Genomic DNA, 15262 nt, shown 5'->3' with positions numbered 1-15262 from the left:
GCCGCGCCACCTGACGTTCCCGCGGGAACGTCAGGCCGGGACGATCTCGCCGGCCGTGGCGAACAGCGGGAAGTCGCTGCGGACCCCGGAGCGCTCCAGTGCCTTCTGCGCGCCACCGAACCGCTCGGCCACGGTGCTGCGGACCATCACGTCGATCCCGTCGCCTGCCGGGCGCAACCCGATCGCGGTGAGCCGGCCAGGGTGCTCGGTGAACAGCCGATCCGCCTCCGCGCGCAGGTCGCCGACGCGGAACCGGGTCTGCTCCACCACCACCTCGACGCCGGCGTCGCCCGGGTCGTCGACCACCGCCCGCACCGCCGGCGGCAGGTCGCCGTACCAGCGAACGGTGAGCGTGTCCCGGTCCCGGCCGAGCTCGACGTCGCCGAAGTCCGGTGATCCCCCGGCCGCCGCCCGGACCCGTTCGATCAACGCGTACAGCTGGTCGGTCACCGGTGCGAGCGCCAACTCCCCCATCGGCTCCGGCGGTACGTGGTCGAGCAGCTCGGACGGCTCGGGTCCCTGCTCCGGCATCGGGTGGAGCTCGACGGCGCCACGGCCGGGACGGCGAGGAGCGCGGCGAGTGGCCGGGCGCGACGGGTCTGCACCGCGTGATCATCGCGATCCGGACTCCCCGGGTCCAGAGGTCACCTCACGAGGCGGCACGAAGCGGACCCGACCGGCCGGATGTGCCACGATCACCCATGGGCGTCTTCTGGCTGGTCATGGGCCTCGGGCTCGCCGCGCTGCTGCTGACGGCCTGGCTGATGGACCGGGCCGCCCGGCGCCGCGGGGCCCGGATGAGCACCCATCGAAGGCCGGCTGTCCGGGGTGGTCGACATCCCGAACTCGTGCTCGACGGTCTACCTGCCCACCGGGATCTTCGACTTCGACGTGGAACCGTCCGCGTCGGGGCCGATCCGCATCGACCCGGGCATGGGGGTCCCGCGGTCCGGCTTCTGAACGGCTGCCGGGGCGCGGCCGACCCGCTCCGGGTCGGCCGCGCCCGTCGGCGACGCCGGTCAGCCCGGCTGGGCCTCGCCGGCCTCGGGGAAGAGCGGGAAGCCGCTCTCCACCCCGGCCTCCAGGACGGCGGTCTCCGCGCTGCCGGCGGCCTGGACGGCGTCCGGGGCGACCAGCAGGTCGACGCCGTCACCCTCGGGCCGCGCGCTGGCCGCCTGGACGACCGGGGCGTGCTCCGCGGCGATCCGCTCGGCCTCGGCGCGCAGGTCGCCGGGGCGGAACTCGGTCCGCTGCACCACGACGGTGAGCCCCTCACCGGCCGCGTCGACCACCTTCCGGACGTGCGCCGGGAGGTCACCGAACCAGCGGACGGTCAGCCGGGTCCGGTCCAGGCTGAGACCCGGCGTCCCGTAGTCCGGTGAGTCGCCGGCGGCCGTGGACAACCGCTCCAGCAGGTCGTACACCTCGGCGCGGGTGCCCGGGTACATCACGTACTCGCCGTGACCGACCCCCGGGGACGGCGGAGCGGACCGGCGGGGCTGCTTGCGCGGGGCCATGCGCCCATCATCCAGGCTGGGGCCATGGAGATCAGCGGAGCACGGATCTGGGTCACCGGCGCCTCGACCGGCATCGGCGCGGCGCTCGCCCGTGAGCTCGCCGACCGCGGCGCCCGCGTGGCGATCAGCGCCCGCAACGCCGAGCAGCTGGCCGAGGTGGCCGAGGGCCGGATGACCGCCGTCCCGGTCGACGTCACCGACCGGGCGGCCACGGTGGCCGCGGGCGAGCAGGTGCGCGCGGCGCTGGGCGGGATCGACGTCGCCGTCGCCAACGCCGGCACCTGGTCGGGGTTCCACGTGGAACCGTGGGACTCCGACGCCTTCGCCGAGCACCTGCGGATCAACGTGATGGGCGCGGTGCACACCTTCGAGGCCGTCGTCCCGCAGATGCTCGCCGACGGGCGGGGTCGGCTCGTCGGGGTCGCCTCGGTCGCCGGGTACCGCGGGCTGCCCGGCTCGGAGGCCTACAACGCCGGCAAGGCCGCGCTGATCAGCCTGCTGGAGAGCCTGCGCGGCTCGCTGGCCCCGCGTGGTGTCGTCGTCCAGCTGGTCAACCCCGGCTTCGTGACCACCCGGATGACCGACCGCAACCGCTTCCCGATGCCGTTCAAGGTGCCGGTCGGCGTCGCCGCCCGGACCATCGCCGACGGCATCGCCCGGGACAAGGCGGAGATCGTCTTCCCGCTGCCGATGGCGCTGCTGATGAAGACCGCCCGGCTGGTGCCGGTGCGGGCCTGGACCGCGCTGACCGCCACCATGGCCCGCCGTGGCCTCCACGGCGGCCCGAGCCGGCGGGAGGGTTGAGCGCCGCCCGCCGCGCGGGTTGAGCCGGGTGGGCGGACGTTGAGCCGCGGCACAGCACGGCTCAACGTCCGGTGGAGCGGCTCAACCCGCCCTGGCCTCAGTCCTTGGGGCCGCCGGCGACGTAGATGACCTGGCCGGAGACGAAGCCCGCGCCCTCGCTGGCCAGGAACGCGGCGGTGTGCGCGATGTCCTCGGGCTGACCGACGCGGCGCACCGGGATCTCCTTGGCCGCGCCCGCCTTGAAGTCCTCGAACGGCACCCCGACCCGCTCCGCGGTCGCCGCGGTCATCTCGGTCTCGATGAACCCGGGCGCGATCGCGTTCGCGGTGACGTTGTAGCGGCCCAGCTCGATGGCGAGGGTCTTGGTCAGCCCCTGCATGCCGGCCTTCGCGGCCGAGTAGTTGGCCTGCCCGCGGTTGCCCAGCGCCGAGACGCTGGAGAGGTTCACGATCCGGCCCCACTGGGCCTCGACCATGTGCTTCTGCGCCGCCCGGCTCATCAGGAACGCCCCGCGCAGGTGCACGCCCATGACCGCGTCCCAGTCGCCGACGCTCATCTTGAACAGCAGGTTGTCCCGGGTGATCCCGGCGTTGTTCACCAGCACGGTCGGGGCGCCCAGCTCGGCCGCCACCCGGTCGACCGCGGCGGTCACGGAGTCCTCCTCGGCGACGTTCGCGCCCACGGCGAGCGCCCGGCCACCGGCGCCGGTGATCGCCTCCACCGTGCCGGCGCAGGCGCCCTCGTCCAGGTCCAGCACGGCCACTGCCATGCCGTCCGCGGCGAACCGCTTCGCGATGGCCGCGCCGATCCCGCGCGCCGCCCCGGTGATGATCGCCGTCCGCTGCTCTGCCACTGCATCTCCTCGTCGAGTCGTGTGCTGTCACTCCTGTGCTTACACCCGGGCGCCTCTCAGCCCTTCGCGCGGGCAGTGAGGACGGCGAGGGCGCCTACGGCCAGCGCCCAGACCAGCTGCACCGGCACCCACAGCGCCGACGGCGTGCCCACCAGCAGCGCGATGCCGAACGGCAGGGTGCCCACCACACCCAGGTCGGTGCCGCGGACCAGCGTCGCGCCGACCCCGCTGGGCACCGCCCCCATCGGGGTCGCCACCACCGGCCCCGACCAGTCGAGCTCGGGCCGGTACCCGCCGCGCACCGCGGCGCCGGCCCACGCCGGGGCGACCGCGACGCCCAGCCCGGCCCAGACCGCCATCGAGCCGGTGCCCTGACCGACCAGCGCGCCGGAGAGGCCGCACACCACCGTCAGCGCGGCCAGCGGCACCACCGACCGCAGCCGGACGGCGGCGTCGGCCGACAGCGGCAGCACCCGGTCCAGCGCCGGGGAGGCCTGCGCCCGCCGGCTGGGTTCGCCCAGCGCCACCGCGGCCAGCGCCCACCCGAGCACTGCGGCGACCGCGACCAGCGCCGGCAGGTTCCCCAGGCCGGACGTGCGGGCGGCCAGCACCGGCAGCGCCGCGCCCACCGCCAGCTGACCCCAGCGCCACGGCGACCGGGTGAGCACCACGAGGTCGGCGGCGAGCAGCGCCGACCGGGCACCGCGCACCCGCCGCCACCGGCGCGGCCGCCGGGGCGCCCGCGGCGAGCTGGCCAGCGCCCGGCCCAGCTCCCGGGTGTCCATCGAGAACGTCGAGGCGGTGGCGTACTGCACGATCTCCCCGCGGGCCCGCAGGTCACCGGCGCGCAGCCGGCCCAGCCGGCGGTCGGCGGCGACCACCCCGAGCACCGCCAGCACTCCGGCGACGACGGCGGCGGCGACCAGCGGCGTCCCGGTCGGCTGCACCGCCCAGCCGGACACCGGGCCGGCGTCGACCGCGGCCAGCACCGTCCCGGCGACCCCGGCGCCCACCACCGCCACGCAGGCCAGCGCCCCTGCGGCGGTCGGCAGCCGACGGCCTCGGCCGGCCGCCTGCAGCACCACCAGCAGCCCGGCGCCGGCCGCGGTGAGCAGGGCCGCGGCGGCCACCCCGATCAGCACGTCGGCCGCCGCGGGGGCGACCGGCACGGCGAGCAGCACCGGGACGGCGACCACCGCGGCCGCCGTCGCCGCGAGCAGCACCACCCGGACCAGCTCACCGCGCAGCAGCCCGCGCCGGTCGGTCGGCAGCGGCAGCCACCAGACGGCCGCGGCGGGGGTGGCGCTGACCGGGCCGAGCCGGGCGAGCACCCAGGTCAGGCCGGCGACCACCAGCACCGCGGCGACTCCGGAGGTGACCGCGCCGGGCAGCACCGCCGCCCCGGTCGCCGGGCGGGCGGCGATCTGGTCGCGCAGGCTGGAGACGGTGCCGCCCACGACCGCGACGAGGATGCCGAGCGAGGTGAGCCAGCCGACGACGTCGCCGACCAGGGTCGCCCAGCTGGTGTCGGCCCGCGCCGCGGTCGCCCGGCGGGTGACCCGGCGGACCTGACCACCGGTGAGCGGGGCGCCGCTGAGCACCGGGGCCCCGGCGACGGCGGTCAACGCTCAGCCCTCGGTCAGCGCGGCGACGGCGTCGTCCGGGGAGACCAGCGGGCAGTCCTCGTCGTCGACGACCAGCACGTCGTCGGCCAGGGTGCGGAGGAACTCCGGGTCGTGGCTGGCGAACACCACCGTGGCGCCCGCGGCGACGTCGTCGCGCAGCCGGGCGGCCAGCTGCCGGCGCATCCCGGTGTCCAGCCGGCGCTCGGGCTCGTCGAGCACCAGGAGCCGGGCCGGGCGCACGAGCGCCGCGGCCAGCGCGAGCCGCCGCCGCTGCCCGGAGGAGACCGCCGAGGGCAGCGCCTCGGCCCGCCCGGCCAGCCCGAACGCCTCGACCTCCCGGGCGACGACGTCCTCGGGGTCGGCCACGCCGTGCCCGCGGGCGGTCAGCAGCAGGTGCTCCACCCCGGTGAGCGCGGGGAAGAACGCGTCCTCGTCGAGCACGGTGGCCACCTCGGCGCGGAAGGCCGCCGAGCGCTCGTCGACCGGGTCCCCGGCGTAGCGCACCGTCCCGCCCAGCGGCGGGAGCAGCCCGACCAGGGTCTGCAGCACGGTCGACTTGCCCGCGCCGTTCGGCCCGACCAGGCCCAGCGCGGTGCCCGGCTGCACCGCCACGGTGACCGGCGCGCAGACCGGCTCACCCGCGGCGTACCCGACCAGCAGGTCGTCCGCCGCGAGGAGCACCGGCTCAGGCACCGGCCCAGGCGGCGTCGAAGAAGCCGACCTCCAGCTCCATGGCCCGGCGGTGGGCGGCCCGCACCGCGACGAGCTGCTCGTCGGAGGCGCCGGCGCACAGCTGGTCGAGCAGCCGCTCCAGGGTGGCGGCGAGCTCCTCGAACTCGGGTGCGGCGTAGGTGTCCACCCACTCCCGGTAGGGCCCGGCGGCGCGCGGGGCCAGCTGCTGCCCCAGGTGGGCGTAGAGCCGCATGCACGGGGTCATCGCGGCGCAGGTCAGGGCAGCGTCCCCCCGGCCGGCGGCGTCGATCAGGAAGTCGACGTACGCCGACGTCGCCGGCAGCGGCTGGACGTCGGTGAGGTCGATCCCCCACTGCTCCGCGTAGCCGCCGTGCAGCCGCAGCTCCTCCTGCACACCCGCCCGCAGGTCGGTGAGCACTGCACGCACGCCGGGGTTCCCGCTGCTCTCCGCCCCCAGCCGGTAGGCCCGGGCGAAGGCGTCGAGGAAGAACGCGTCCTGGGCGACGTAGCCGGCGAACCGCTCCCGGGGCAGCGTGCCGTCGGCGATCCCCTGCACGAACGGGTGCGCCAGCGCGGCCGCGGCCAGGTCGGCGTCGGCGGCCCACAGCTCCGCGGAGACGCTCACGCCCCCTCCATCGCCATGTCCCAGAAGGCGATCTCCGCGTCGATCACCTCGGCGAACACGGCGTCGGCCTCGGCGGCGGACGGCGGGTGGGCGTCGGCGGCCGCGGCCAGCCCGGCCACGTAGCCGGCGAACCCCGGCACCGTCCAGTGCTCGACGAACTCGCGGTACTGCGGGGCCCCGGGCAGCGCGCCGGACCAGGCGTCGAGGTAGGTGCGCTCGATCGTCCACAGCGCGGTCAGCCCGGTCGGGACGTCGGCGCCGTCGAGCCGGGCCAGCAGCTCGGCGTAGGCCGTGGTGGCCGACAGCGCCGGGGCATCGAGGTCCAGCCCGCGGGCCGCGGCCAGCTGCTCGAACCAGGCCAGCTCGTCGACCAGCGCGACCAGCCCGCCGGCCAGCACCGCCTGCGCCGGCCGGGGCGCCCGGGCCAGCAGCCGGGCCTGGAAGCGCAGCAGGTCGGCGACGAACCGGGCGTCCTGCACCAGCCAGGTCTCGAAGGCCGCCACCGGCACGGTGCCCTCGCGCACCCCGGTGAGGAAGGGATGGGCGGTGGCAGCCCGCCAGGAGTCGGGGGAACGGGTCAGCAGCTCGTCGACCGGCACGGCCGGGACTCTAGCCAGCCCGGCCACGCAGCCGGGTTCCGGACGGGGTGTTCCAGACGAGGAGGTTCCCCGGCGGTGTGCCGGTGCGCCCCCGGTGGCTAGTGTGGCGGTCGTCATGGCCGATGCCATGTGCGGGAGCTCGGGCGGAACCGGGCTGAGAGGGCGGCTGAGCGCCGCCGACCGCTGGAACCTGACCGGATAATGCCGGCGTAGGGAGCGACACCGTGAGCACCTCCACCCCTCCGTCCCCCGTGACCGGGGACGCCCCCCTCACCCTCACCGAGGCGCCGCCGCGCACCCTCGGGCTGCGCGACGCGCTCGGCCTGTGGGGCAACCTCGGCGTCAGCCTGCTGCTGCCGGTGGCCGCGGTCTACGTGGTGCTGCCCGGCCGCCCGCTGGCGGTGACGATCGGCGCCATCGTGGTCGGCGCCCTCATCGGCGCGGCGCTGCTGGGCGCCACCGCTGCCGCCGGCGCCCGCGAGCAGGTGCCGGCGATGGTGCTGCTGCGCGGACTGCTCGGCCGGCGCAGCTCCTACCTGCCGACGGCGCTGAACCTCGTGCAGTGCGTCGGCTGGGCCACCTTCGAGATCGTGATCATCGCCGAGGCCGCCTCCCGGGTGCTCGACGCGCCGCGCTGGCCGTTCGTCCTCGGCGCCGGGGTGCTGGCCACCGCCATGGCGCTGCGGCCGCTGGGCGTCGTCCGGCTGCTCGCCCGCTACGCGGTGTGGGCGGCGCTGGCCGCGCTGGTCTACCTCTACGTGCAGGTGCTCCGCGAGCCCCTGCCCGAGCTCGCCGAGGGCAGCGCCACCTCGTTCTGGACCGCCGCCGACATCGTCATCGCGCTGCCGGTGTCCTGGATCCCGCTGGCCGCCGACTACACCCGGCACGTGCGCAGCAGCCGGGCGGCCGGCCTCGGCGCGGGTCTGGGATACGGCATCGCGACCGTCGTCATGTTCACCCTCGGGGTGCTCGCGCTGGCCGCCTACGGCAGCGCCGGGCTGGACGTCATCGACGCACTGCTGGTGGTGCCGCTGGGTGCGCTGGCGGTGCTGCTGCTCGTGGTCGTCGAGCTGGACGAGGCGTTCGCGAACGTCTACTCGACCGCGGTGTCCGCGCAGAACGTCGTCGCCCGGGCCGACCGGCGGGTGCTGGCGGTCGCCGTCGGCGCGGTCGCCACGCTGCTGGCGCTGACCTTCGACATCGCCGCCTACGAGCCGTTCCTCTTCCTGATCGGTGCGGTGTTCGTGCCGCTGGCCGGGGTGTTCCTGGTGGCCTACTGGCTCTTGCCCCGCGGCGCCTGGAACACCTCCGACACCGCGCCGGCCCGCCTGGAGCTGCTGGTGCCGTGGATCGCGGGCTTCGTCGCCTACCAGCTCACCCTGCCCACGTACTTCGCCGGCCCGGGCGCCGGCTGGACGACGTGGTGGACCGAGCGGCAGACCGACCTGGGCATCGACCCGGCCAACGGCTGGTCCGCCTCGCTGGTCAGCCTGGCGGTGGCCGTGCTGCTCACCCTGGTCGTGCGGGCCCCGGCGCTGGTGCGGGGGCGCCGGTCGTGAGCCTGGGGCGGCTGCACGTGCTCACCGACGCCCGCGGCGGGGCGGCGGCGCTGGCCGCGGTCGAGGCCGCCGTCGCCGCCGGGGCGCCGGTCGTGCAGGTCCGCACCAAGGGCGGCACCGACCGCGAGCTGTACGAGTTCGCCCGCGCCGTCGTCGCCGTCTGCGCCCCGGCCGGCGCCACCTGCCTGGTCAACGACCGGGTCGACGTCGCCCTGGCCGTCGGCGCCGACGGCACCCACCTGGGCGCCGGCGACCTGCCGTTGGCCGCCGCCCGCCGGGTCGCCGGCCCCGGTCACCTGCTCGGCGGAACCTGCCGCGACCCCGAGCTCGCCCGGCAGCTGGTCTCCGAGGGCGCCGACTACCTCGGCGTCGGCCCCGCCTGGCCGACCACCACCAAGACCGGCCTGCCCGACGCGCTGGGCCCGGGCGGCATCGCGGCGGTCGCCGCCGCGGTCGACGTCCCGGTGATCGCCATCGGCGGGGTGACCGCGGCGCGGGTGCCGGCGTTGCTGGCCGCCGGGGCCACCGGGGTCGCCGTCGTGGGCGCGGTCTCCGCCGCCGCCGACCCCGCCGCGGCGACCCGGGAGCTGCTGACCGCACTGGACGCCGCCCGGTGACCGCCCTTGGTCGCCAAAATGGCCATTTTGGCGGAAGCGGTGAGGGACCCGTGGGCGGTGACCGGGTGGACGTCGTCGTCGCCGGGGGCGGGCTGATCGGCCTGTCGGTGGCCTGGCGGGCCGCGCAGCGCGGGCTGTCGGTCACCGTCGTCGACGACGCACCCGGTGCCGGTGCCTCCGCCGCGGCCGCCGGGATGCTCGCCCCGGTCACCGAGGCCTCCTACGGCGAGGAGGCGCTGCTGCAACTGTGCGTGGCGTCGCTGCAGCGCTACCCCGCCTTCGTCGCCGAGCTCGAGCAGGCCAGCGGTCTCCCGGTGGAGCTGCGCACCGCCGGGACGCTGGTCGTCGGGTTCGACGCCGACGACGTCCGTCAGCTGGACGAGCTGCACGCCTTCCAGACCGAGCTCGGGCTGGCCGCCGAACGGCTCACCCCCCGGGAGACCCGCCGCCGGGAGCCCGCACTCACCCCCCGGCTCCGCGGCGGGCTCGCGGTCGACGGCGACCACTCCGTCGACGGACGCGCGCTGCACGCCGCCCTGCTGGCCGCCGGCGCCGCCGCCGGGGTGCGGCTGGTGCGCGACCGCGCCGCCGAGCTCACCGTCGTGGCCGGCCGGGCCACCGGCGTCGTGCTGGCCGGCGGCGACCCGCTGGCCGCCCACGTCGTCGTCCTCGCCCTGGGTGCGCACAGCGGGAGCCTGCCCGGCGTGCCGCCGCTGCCGGTGCGCCCGGTGAAGGGCCAGATCCTGCGGCTGGCCGGCGCGGGCGGGCTGCTGGGCGGCACGGTGCGGGCGCTGGTCCGCGGCCGGCACGTCTACCTGGTGCCCTACGGCGAGGGCCGGCTGATCGTCGGGGCCACCGTGGAGGACCGCGGTTTCGACGCCCGGGTGACCGCCGGCGGCGTGCACGAGCTGCTGCACGACGCGATCGAGGTCGTCCCCGAGGTCGCCGAGCTGGAGCTCACCGAGACGCTGGCCCGCTGGCGCCCCGGCACCGCCGACAACGCGCCCCTGCTGGGCGCCTCCTCGCTGCCCGGGCTGGTGCTGGCCACCGGCCACCACCGCAACGGGGCCCTGCTCGCCCCGGTGACCGGCGACGTGATCGCCGAGCAGCTGACCACGGGCCGGCTGCCGGCGATCGCCTCGTCCTTCACCGCCGACCGGTTCGGGAGGACCGCGTGATCACCCTCTCCGTCAACGGCTCCCCCGCCGAGCTGCCCGACGGCGCCACCGTCGCCGACCTGGTGGCCCAGCGCGCCGCGGGCCACGACCGGGTCGCCGTCGCCCGCAACGGCGACGTCGTCCCGCGCAGCAGCTGGCCGGCGACCCCTCTGACCACCGGCGACACCGTCGAGGTGCTCGCCCCGACCGCAGGAGGCTGACATGAGCACCGCAGAGGAGCTGGGCGCGGCGCTGGCCGCCGAGGAGTCCGGTGACACCTTCGCCCTCGCGGGGGAGACGTTCCGCTCCCGGCTGCTGCTCGGCACCGGGGGCGTGCCCAGCCTGGAGGTGCTCGAGCGGGCCATCCGCGCCTCGGGCACGCAGCTGGTGACGATCGCCTTGCGCCGGGTCGAGGCCTCCGCCAGCGGCGCGATGCTGCAGGTGCTCGAGCGCTGCGGCGTCCGGCTGCTGCCCAACACCGCCGGCTGCTTCACCGCCCGCGAGGCGGTGCTCACCGCCCGGCTGGCCCGGGAGGCGTTCGGCACCGACTGGGTCAAGCTGGAGGTGATCGGCGACGAGCACACCCTGCTGCCCGACGCGGTGGAACTGGTCGACGCCGCCGAGCAGCTGGTCGCCGACGGGTTCCAGGTGCTCGCCTACACCACCGACGACCCGGTGCTCGGCCGGCGGCTGGCCGACGCCGGCTGCGCCGCGGTCATGCCGCTGGGCTCACCGATCGGCAGCGGGCTGGGCATCCGCAACCCGCACAACATCGCGCTGCTGCGCGAGGCGGTCGACGTCCCGGTGGTGCTCGACGCCGGCATCGGCACCGCCTCCGACGCAGCCCTGGCGATGGAGCTGGGTTGCGATGCGGTGCTGCTGGCCTCCGCGGTCACCCGGGCCCGTGACCCGGAGCGGATGGCGTTGGCCATGCGCCAGGCGGTCGAGGGCGGACGGCTGGCCCGCACCGCCGGCCGGATCCCCCGGCGCTGGCACGCCGAGGCCTCCACCCCGATGGCGGGGCTCCCCGAACTGTGAGGCCCCACCGGTGACGTCGCTGCCCCGGCTGCTGGTGCTCACCGACCGGCGCCAGTGCGCCGGGTCGCTGGTCGACGCCGTCGCCACCGTGGTCGACGCCGGGGCCCGCGCGGTGGTGCTGCGGGAGAAGGACCTGCCCGAGCCCGAGCGCGACCGACTGGCCGACGAGCTCACCGCGGTGCTCGCGCCCGTCGGCGGGCTGCTCGTCCGCGCCGGCCGCACCGGCGGGCACGCCGTCCACCTGGCCGCGGCCGACCCGTTCCCGGAGCCGCGGCCGGCGCTGGTCGGGCGCTCGTGCCACGACGCCGCCGAGGTGGCCCAGGCCGCCGCCGAGGGCTGCGACTGGGTGTTCGTCTCCCCGGTCAACCCGACCGCCTCCAAGCCCGGGTACGGCCCGCCGCTGGGGCTCCCCGGTCTCGCGAGGCTGGCCCGGGGCGCGCCGCCGGTGTACGCGCTCGGCGGCATCGCCCCCCGCGACGTGGCCGGGTGCCTGGCCGCGGGAGCGCACGGGGTGGCGGTGATGGGCGCGGTGATGCGCGAGCCGGCCGTCGTCGGTGCGTACCTGACCGCCCTGGGCTGACCGCCCCGCCGCCAGCGGTCCGCGTCGCCGGGGAGGATCGGGCCGTGGCCTACCTGCTGCTCGCCTGCGCCATCGCCGCCGAGGTGGCCGCGACCTCGCTGCTGCCCCGCACCGCCGGGTTCACCGTGCCACTGCCCACGGTGGCCGTGCTGGCCGGGTACGCGCTCTCCTTCGTGCTGCTGGCGCAGGTGGTCAGGACCGTCCCGGTCGCGGTCGCGTACGCCATCTGGTCCGGGGCGGGCACCGCCGCCGTCGCCGCGATCGGCGCGACGCTGCTCGGCCAGCCGCTGTCCGGGTGGCAGGTGGCCGGCCTCGTGCTCGTCGTCGTCGGCGTGGTGCTGCTCAACCTGGGTGGGACCGGGCACTGACGCCGTGGGGCGGGTGTGACTGTGGAACGCGATCGTCCGGACACATGTCCGCTGCGCCGCAGCCGGGTGCCCTAGCGTCGGCCGGGACCGGTTCCGGCGGGACCATCGGCACAGAGTGAGAGCTGACTCACACCGGCTGAATGTTTGGCCGAGGCCTGCCGAGCCAAGACAGTGGGTCGCTGTCGAGCAGCCGATGGCGTGAGCGCGAGGAGACCGAGTGAGCGGCGAGACGGCGCGCCTGGCGTGGCCCTCGTCGCCGCCCCCACCCGCCGCGGACGGCTGGTCGTGGGAGCTGCACTCGGTCGCCGAGCTGCCCCGCGTGCGCGCCGAACTGCGCCGCGGGCTGGCCGCCCGGTCCAGCGGCGACGCCCGCGCCGAGGAGCTCGACGAGGCCGTCGTCCTGGCCTTCGACGAGATGGCCTCCAACGCCCTGCGGCACGGCGGCGGCGGGGTCCGCGCCCGCGTGCAGCAGACCCCGCGGGCCTGGCTGATCGAGGTGCGCGACTCCGCGGCCACCCGCCCGCCGCAGCCGGCCGTGGGCCGCGACCCCAGCCAGGGCGGCCTCGGGCTCTACCTCATCGCCGAGATGGCCGACGACCACGGCTGGCACCTGGCCGACGGCCAGAAGAGCGTCTGGGCCCTGCTCCCCCGCGGCTGAGTTCGGCTCAGTCGATCGGCGGAAGCACCGGCGGCACGACCTCCGGCCCGGCCTCCGCCGGGCGCGGCCGGTCCTCCGGGTGCAGGCGCACGGCGACCAGCGCGACGTCGTCCTCCGACCCGCCGGGCCGCATCCGCGCGACCAGCTGGTCACACAGCTCGGCGAGGGTGAGGTGGCCCAGTTCACCGAGCAGCGCGGACAGCCGGGCGACGCCGTCGTCCAGCGGCAGGTCCGGCCCCTCGACCAGCCCGTCGGTGTACAGCAGGACCGTCGCGCCCCAGGGCAGGGTGAGCACCTGCTCCTTGCGGGGCGCCGTCGGGTGGACGCCGAGCATCAGGTCGGCGCGCTCGGTGGCCAGCACCTGCACCGCGCCGTCGGGGGCGAGCACCATGAGCGGCGGGTGCCCGGCGCTGGACCAGCGCAGCCGGGTCTCACCCCGCCCACGCTCCTCGGGGCTCTGCTCGAACCGCGCGACGGCCGCGGTGGCCAGGGTGTGCACCTGCAGGCCCTCGATGGCCCGGTCCAGGTCACCGAGCACGCGCGCCGGACCCCCGCTGGTGCTGTAGGCGATGCCGCGCAGCAGGCTGCGCAGCTGGCCCATCGCCGCGGCGGCCACCGTGTCGTGGCCGACGACGTCCCCGATCGCGATGACGGTCGCCCCGTCGGGCTGCAGGAAGGCGTCGTACCAGTCACCCCCCACCTGGGCGGCGCGCACCGCGGGCACGTAGCGCACGGCGATCTCGGCGTGGTCGGGCTCCGGTGGCGCGGTGAGCAGGCTGCGCTGCAGGTCCTCGGCCATCCGCCGCTCCTGCTCCTGCAGCGCCGCGCTGTCCAGCGCCAGGGCCACCCGGTCGGCGATCTCGCTGAGCGTCTCCTGGTCCCAGAGGTCCATCGGCTCGCGCGCCTCGCCGCGGTAGACGCTCAGCGCGCCCAGCACCCGGCCGCGGGCCCGCAGCGCCAGGGTCACCGCCGAGCGGGGCGCCAGCGCGCGGTAGGCGTCCCGGACCTCGCCCTCCGGCAGCCCATCGCCGACCGCGGCGTCCACGTCGGGCACGACCCGGGCGCCGCCGCTGAGCACCGCCTGCACCAGCGGCGCGGTGGAGTCCAGCGCCGCCAGCCGCAGCTCCGCGTAGCGTGCCGCGGCCGGGCGCAGGTCCGGGTCGGCGTGCCAGCTGGCGACGTCGTGCAGCCGGCCGTCCTCCTCCACGAGACTGACGATGGCCCAGTCGCCCAGCGCCGGGACGATGGCCCGGCTCAGCCCCTGCAACGCCTCCCCGGGGCCGCGGCGCTCGACCAGCGCCGTCGACAGGGCGTCGGAGACCCGGGCGATCAGGGCCAGGCGCTCCTCACGGCGGCGGGCGGCGTCCTCGGCGCGGCGCCGCTGGGTGACGTCGAGGAAGTACACCGCCAGCCCGTCGGGGTCCGGCCAGGCCCGCACCTCGTACCAGCTGTCCAGCGGGGGCGGGTAGTACGCCTGGAACACCGTCATCTCGCCGGTCTCCGCGGCCGCCCGGTAGTGCACCTCGAAGTCGCTGCCGACCGCGGCGGGGAACAGCTCCCACACCTCGCCGCCGAACAGCTCCTCCCGCGGCCGCCCCAGCAGCCGTTCCGCCTCCGCGTTGACGTAGGTGAACCGCCAGTCCCGGGACAGCGAGAAGAACGCCGCCGGCATCGACTCCAGCACCCGGGAGACCCGCACGTCGGCCATCCGGTCGGCCGTGGTGTCGTGCGCGGCGCCGAGCAGCCGGACCGCCACGCCGCGCTCGTCGCCGAGCGCCCGGCCACGGCCGCGGATCCAGCGGGTCTGCCCGGAGGGCAGCACCGCGCGGAACTCGGTGTCGTACGCCCCGCACGTGTCCACCGCCGTCTGCAGCGCCGTCCGGACCCGCTCCACGTCGTCGGCGTGCACCCGCCCCAGGAAGGCCTCGATCGTGCCGGCGAAGTCGTCCCGGCCGTAGCCGAACATCGCCAGCAGCCGGTCGTCCCAGACGAGCCGGCCGCCGACCAGGTCCCAGTCGAAGCTGCCGATCCCGGCCGCGTCGATCGCCAGGTCCCAGCGCACCCGGCCGGTCTCCAGCTCGGCGGTGACCGCGGAGAGCTCCAACTCGGTGACCACCGGGTGGGCCAGCCGCTCGAGCAGCGCCACCTCCTCGGCCGTCCAGTCCCGCGGCTCGGGCCCGAACACCGCGAGCACGCCCACGACGTGCTCGCCCCCGGCGTCGAACAGCGGGACGCCGAGGTAGGTGGCCACCTCACCGGCCTGCACCGCAGGGAGGGTGGCCACCCGCGGGTCGGTGCGGGCGTCGGGGTAGACCCGGGGCGCCCGGGCGGTGACGACCGTGCCGCCGAGGGTGTCGTCGAGCCGGCGTTGGGTGCCGACCTGCCAGACCGGGCGTCCGGCGGTGCCCACCACGGTCTGCACCTCGCCCGCGAGCGCCACCCCGGCCGACGGCGCCCGCAGCAGGGTGGCGGCGAGCTCGGTCAGCCGCTGCAGCCCGGCCGAGCCGGCGGCGGCTGCCGTCCTGCTGCCGAGGGTGCCGTTCGGCTCCAGCGACGTCATCCTCGGTGG

General features: G+C 76.7%; 18 protein-coding genes and 1 riboswitch. Of the genes, 10 read left to right on the top strand and 8 right to left on the bottom strand.

Going from position 1 to position 15262, the window contains the following annotated elements:
• Positions 1-30: 30 nt before the first annotated feature.
• Complete coding sequence (locus ACI783_RS12245; RefSeq protein ID WP_457140687.1) at positions 31-531, bottom strand: hypothetical protein; 501 nt, start codon at positions 529-531, stop codon at positions 31-33.
• Between the two features lie 276 nt (positions 532-807).
• Between ACI783_RS12245 and ACI783_RS12240 the strand changes: the two genes are divergently transcribed.
• Complete coding sequence (locus tag ACI783_RS12240; RefSeq protein ID WP_457140705.1) at positions 808-960, top strand: acetamidase/formamidase family protein; 153 nt, start codon at positions 808-810, stop codon at positions 958-960.
• A gap of 59 nt (positions 961-1019) precedes the next feature.
• On the opposite strand, the gene ACI783_RS12235 is transcribed toward ACI783_RS12240, so the two are convergent.
• Positions 1020-1517, bottom strand: a complete 498-nt coding sequence (locus ACI783_RS12235) for a hypothetical protein (RefSeq protein ID WP_457140686.1) — start codon at positions 1515-1517, stop codon at positions 1020-1022.
• Between the two features lie 24 nt (positions 1518-1541).
• On the opposite strand from ACI783_RS12235, the gene ACI783_RS12230 reads away from it, so the two are divergent.
• Positions 1542-2321, top strand: a complete 780-nt coding sequence (locus tag ACI783_RS12230) for an SDR family NAD(P)-dependent oxidoreductase (protein ID WP_457140685.1) — start codon at positions 1542-1544, stop codon at positions 2319-2321.
• A gap of 97 nt (positions 2322-2418) precedes the next feature.
• Here the strand turns inward: ACI783_RS12230 and fabG are convergent, their stop codons facing one another.
• Genes fabG through ACI783_RS12205 form a run of 5 tightly spaced genes read right to left on the bottom strand, consistent with a single transcriptional unit; the run spans position 2419 to position 6716 of the window.
• Complete coding sequence (gene fabG, locus ACI783_RS12225; protein ID WP_457140684.1) at positions 2419-3174, bottom strand: 3-oxoacyl-ACP reductase FabG; 756 nt, start codon at positions 3172-3174, stop codon at positions 2419-2421.
• A gap of 56 nt (positions 3175-3230) precedes the next feature.
• The gene (locus ACI783_RS12220; protein ID WP_457140683.1) at positions 3231-4799 is read right to left on the bottom strand and encodes a DUF6297 family protein; all 1569 of its coding nucleotides are present in this window, start codon (positions 4797-4799) and stop codon (positions 3231-3233) included.
• A 3-nt stretch (positions 4800-4802) separates the two neighbouring features.
• Entirely contained in the window at positions 4803-5492 is a 690-nt protein-coding gene (locus tag ACI783_RS12215; protein ID WP_457140682.1) for an ABC transporter ATP-binding protein, read from the bottom strand.
• Complete coding sequence (locus ACI783_RS12210; protein ID WP_457140681.1) at positions 5485-6117, bottom strand: TenA family protein; 633 nt, start codon at positions 6115-6117, stop codon at positions 5485-5487. The genes ACI783_RS12215 and ACI783_RS12210 overlap by 8 nt, the downstream gene beginning before the upstream one ends.
• Positions 6114-6716 carry a thiaminase II/PqqC family protein gene (locus tag ACI783_RS12205; RefSeq protein WP_457140680.1) on the bottom strand — a complete coding sequence of 201 codons (603 nt, stop codon included), beginning with the start codon at positions 6714-6716 and terminating at the stop codon, positions 6114-6116. The genes ACI783_RS12210 and ACI783_RS12205 overlap by 4 nt, the downstream gene beginning before the upstream one ends.
• Positions 6717-6837: 121 nt before the next feature.
• Positions 6838-6949: riboswitch (TPP riboswitch) on the top strand.
• On the opposite strand from ACI783_RS12205, the gene ACI783_RS12200 reads away from it, so the two are divergent.
• The 8 genes from ACI783_RS12200 (at position 6941) to ACI783_RS12165 (ending at position 12693) form a co-directional block, all read left to right on the top strand.
• The gene (locus ACI783_RS12200) at positions 6941-8275 is read left to right on the top strand and encodes a purine-cytosine permease family protein (protein ID WP_457140679.1); all 1335 of its coding nucleotides are present in this window, start codon (positions 6941-6943) and stop codon (positions 8273-8275) included. It overlaps the preceding riboswitch by 9 nt.
• The gene (gene thiE / locus ACI783_RS12195; RefSeq protein WP_457140678.1) at positions 8272-8892 is read left to right on the top strand and encodes a thiamine phosphate synthase; all 621 of its coding nucleotides are present in this window, start codon (positions 8272-8274) and stop codon (positions 8890-8892) included. Before ACI783_RS12200 ends, thiE begins: the two co-directional genes overlap by 4 nt.
• Positions 8889-10070 (top strand): glycine oxidase ThiO, encoded by a 1182-nt coding sequence (gene thiO / locus ACI783_RS12190; protein ID WP_457140677.1) that lies wholly within the window; start codon positions 8889-8891, stop codon positions 10068-10070. Before thiE ends, thiO begins: the two co-directional genes overlap by 4 nt.
• Positions 10067-10270, top strand: coding sequence for a sulfur carrier protein ThiS (gene thiS / locus ACI783_RS12185; protein ID WP_457140676.1), 204 nt, complete (start codon positions 10067-10069; stop codon positions 10268-10270). The genes thiO and thiS overlap by 4 nt, the downstream gene beginning before the upstream one ends.
• A gap of 1 nt (position 10271) precedes the next feature.
• Entirely contained in the window at positions 10272-11087 is an 816-nt protein-coding gene (locus tag ACI783_RS12180; protein WP_457140675.1) for a thiazole synthase, read from the top strand.
• Positions 11088-11097: 10 nt separating this feature from the next.
• The gene (locus ACI783_RS12175) at positions 11098-11667 is read left to right on the top strand and encodes a thiamine phosphate synthase (protein WP_457140674.1); all 570 of its coding nucleotides are present in this window, start codon (positions 11098-11100) and stop codon (positions 11665-11667) included.
• A gap of 44 nt (positions 11668-11711) precedes the next feature.
• The gene (locus ACI783_RS12170; RefSeq protein WP_457140673.1) at positions 11712-12035 is read left to right on the top strand and encodes a DMT family transporter; all 324 of its coding nucleotides are present in this window, start codon (positions 11712-11714) and stop codon (positions 12033-12035) included.
• Between the two features lie 217 nt (positions 12036-12252).
• On the top strand, positions 12253-12693 hold the full coding sequence (locus ACI783_RS12165; RefSeq protein ID WP_457083276.1) for an ATP-binding protein: 441 nt from the start codon (positions 12253-12255) through the stop codon (positions 12691-12693).
• Positions 12694-12700: 7 nt separating this feature from the next.
• On the opposite strand, the gene ACI783_RS12160 is transcribed toward ACI783_RS12165, so the two are convergent.
• On the bottom strand, positions 12701-15253 hold the full coding sequence (locus tag ACI783_RS12160; RefSeq protein ID WP_457140672.1) for a SpoIIE family protein phosphatase: 2553 nt from the start codon (positions 15251-15253) through the stop codon (positions 12701-12703).
• Positions 15254-15262: the final 9 nt, after the last annotated feature.

The sequence above is a fragment of the Modestobacter sp. SYSU DS0511 genome, assembly GCF_054050755.1.
This window is presented reverse-complemented; position numbering and strand designations above follow the sequence as displayed.